The following is a 3,223-nucleotide window of genomic DNA, read 5'->3' on the forward strand; positions in this document are numbered from 1 at the left end:
GATGTCAAAAGGGAAGCCAGCATTGCTTTTGTTGATGTGTTTGATGATTTTTACAACAATCGAGCTGTCTTCAACAAGTAAGAATTTTTTCATAGTTGAGGGTACGCTAGTCTGTACATAATAAAAGGGCGCTATATAGAAGCCGTGGGTTTATCTATCAGCTTAGTAGTTCCTCGCATAGTCTCCAGTTTTTAGTCTTCAAAAAGTTTAAATATGGTCACTTTTGACATTCAAATATGTTAGAATCGCGACCTTTATTTTAATAATCAGAATAAACAGGAACGCTGTCCATATGGGTGATCAAGCGAAAGAAATCCTTCCAGTTAATATTGAAGACGAATTGAAGCAGTCGTATCTCGATTATGCGATGAGTGTTATCGTTGGTCGTGCCTTGCCTGATGCGCGTGACGGTCTCAAGCCTGTGCATCGTCGAGTCTTGTTTGCGATGAGCGAACTGGGGAATGACTGGAACAAGGCGTACAAGAAGTCAGCACGTGTCGTCGGTGACGTAATCGGTAAATATCACCCTCATGGTGACTCCGCCGTATACGATACGATTGTACGAATGGCTCAGCCTTTCTCTTTGCGTTACATGCTTGTAGATGGACAGGGTAACTTTGGTTCCATAGATGGTGATAACCCAGCTGCGATGCGATATACCGAAATTCGTATGCAGAAGCTTGCTCATTCGTTGCTTGCTGACTTGGACAAAGAAACAGTCGATTTTGTTCCTAACTATGACGGTACCGAGCAGATACCCGAAGTTATGCCGACTAGAGTTCCTAACCTGTTGGTGAATGGCTCTTCAGGTATCGCTGTTGGTATGGCAACAAATATTCCGCCACACAACCTAACTGAAGTTGTCGGCGCTTGCCTTGCTCTGATGGATAATAGTGATATTACCTGTGAAGAGCTTATGGAAATTATTCCAGGTCCAGATTTTCCAACCGCTGCGATTATTAATGGTCGTGCAGGGATAGTCCAGGCTTACCAGACTGGCCGCGGGAAAATTTATTTAAGAGCGCGCTATGAGGTCGAGACCGATAAGAATGGAAAAGAGCGCATTGTCGTTACAGAAATTCCATATCAGGTTAATAAAGCCCGTTTGATAGAGAAAATAGCCGAGCTTGTTAAAGACAAGAAGATCGAAGGTATTACCGAGCTTCGTGACGAGTCTAATAAAGAAGGTATGCGAATAGTGATCGAACTTCGACGTGGCGAAATGCCTGAAGTGATCATGAACAACCTTTATGCCCAGACTCAACTTGAGAACGTATTTGGTATTAATATGGTTGCTTTGGTTGATGGTGAGCCAAAGACGATCAATCTAAAGCAATCGCTAGAAATATTCGTCAAGCACCGAAGAGAAGTCGTTACTCGTAGAACAGTCTACTTGCTCCGTAAAGCGAGAGAGCGTGGGCATGTGTTGGAAGGTTTAACGGTTGCTTTGGCAAATATCGATCCGGTTATTGAGTTAATCAAGAAGTCACCAAGTTCTGCGGAAGCGAAAGAAAAACTCTTGGCTCAAGCTTGGAGTCCTGGTGATGTGACCGCGATGCTTGCTAGTGCAGGTGAGAATGCCTGTCGCCCAGATGATTTAGAACCACAGTATGGCTTGCGTGATGGTAAATATTACTTATCGCCAACTCAGGCTCAAGAAATTCTGAATATGCGTTTGCACCGTTTGACCGGTTTGGAAACGGAAAAACTCATTGGCGAATATCGTGAGATACTAGAGCGAATCGGAGAGTTTTTAGCGATTCTGAGTGATCCGGTTAAATTGATGCAGGTTATTCGTGAGGAGCTTGAAGCGGTTCTTGAAGAGTATGGAGATGAGCGCCGTAGTGAGATTATTTCTTCACGTCGTGATTTGACAGTTGCAGATTTAATCAATGAAGAAGACCTGGTAGTTACTATTTCTCATGGAGGCTATGCAAAAACTCAGCCTGTTGAAGATTATCAGGCTCAGCGTCGCGGTGGTCGAGGGAAGTCTGCAACGTCGATGAAGGATGAAGACTTTATCGAAAAACTACTCGTGGCCAATTCCCACGATACGATTTTATGCTTTACCAATAAAGGTAAGGTTTACTGGTTGAGAGTGTTCGAAATTCCGCAGGCCAGCCGTGGTTCTCGTGGTCGCCCAATGGTGAATATTCTGCCATTGGATGAAGGCGAACGCGTAACGACTTTCTTGCCTGTTCATGAGTACACTGAAAATAACTTTATCTTTATGGCTACAGCTAACGGTACGGTTAAGAAAACTCCGCTCGAAAACTTTGCTCGCCCACGTAGTTCTGGTTTGATTGCTTTAGCTCTTGATGACGGGGATACGTTGATCGGAGCCTCGATCACTGATGGTGACCGTGACATTATGTTGATGAGTAACTCGGGTAAGATGATTCGCTTCCATGAGTCAAATGTAAGAGCGATGGGACGAACTGCTCGAGGTGTTCGCGGTATTAAAATAGCTGAAGAGCATCAGGTTGTATCCTTGATTATTCCTGAAGAAGAAGGCCTGTTATTGGTTGCAAGTGAAAATGGTTACGGTAAGCGTACTCGCATGGATGAATTCTCAGTAATCGGGCGTGGTGGTCAAGGCGTGATTGCAATGCAATGCTCCGAGCGAAATGGTTTGTTGGTGTCTGCGGTTCAAGTTAAGGAAGGTGATGAGCTGATGCTTATTTCCGATAAAGGCACTTTGGTTAGAACTCGTACAGAAGAAGTTTCGATCCTCGGTCGAAATACTCAGGGTGTAAGGCTGATCAAGCTATCTCAAGAGAATGAGCATTTAGTTGGTGTGGAGCGTGTTGATGAGTCTAGTCTTGATGAACAAGAAATAGAAGAGGGAACTGATACTGTTGAGGCAGGCGCTTCGAGTGAATCAGATGAATCTTCAGATCAATCACCTGAGGCCTAACTGGAAATATAATGGTAGATGAAGCAACAGAGCTCGCAAAGCTAAGGGCTCAGATTGATGAGATTGATCAAAATATTCAGTCTTTGATCAACCAGCGCGCAGCTTGTGCTCAGCGTGTTGCTGAGGTGAAGCAGGCTGCTGCCGGTAATGAGCTTGTGCAGTATTATCGCCCTGAGCGAGAGGCTCAGGTCCTGCGGGCCGTAATGGAACGCAATACGGGGCCTATGCCAGATGAAGATGTTGCTAAGCTCTTCAGAGAGATAATGTCCTGTTGTCTAGCCCTTGAAAAACCAAAGAAGGTAGCTT

At 44.7% G+C, this 3,223-nt stretch carries 2 protein-coding genes; both read left to right on the top strand.

Going from position 1 to position 3,223, the window contains the following annotated elements:
• Positions 1-292: 292 nt before the first annotated feature.
• On the top strand, positions 293-2,917 hold the full coding sequence (gyrA, locus tag A3761_RS17880) for a DNA gyrase subunit A (RefSeq protein ID WP_068553340.1): 2,625 nt from the start codon (positions 293-295) through the stop codon (positions 2,915-2,917).
• An 11-nt stretch (positions 2,918-2,928) separates the two neighbouring features.
• Positions 2,929-3,223, top strand: a 295-nt coding sequence (gene pheA, locus A3761_RS17885) for a chorismate mutase (RefSeq protein WP_068750618.1), incomplete at its 3' end; no start/stop codon positions are given.

The sequence above is a fragment of the Oleiphilus sp. HI0123 genome (assembly GCF_001635315.1).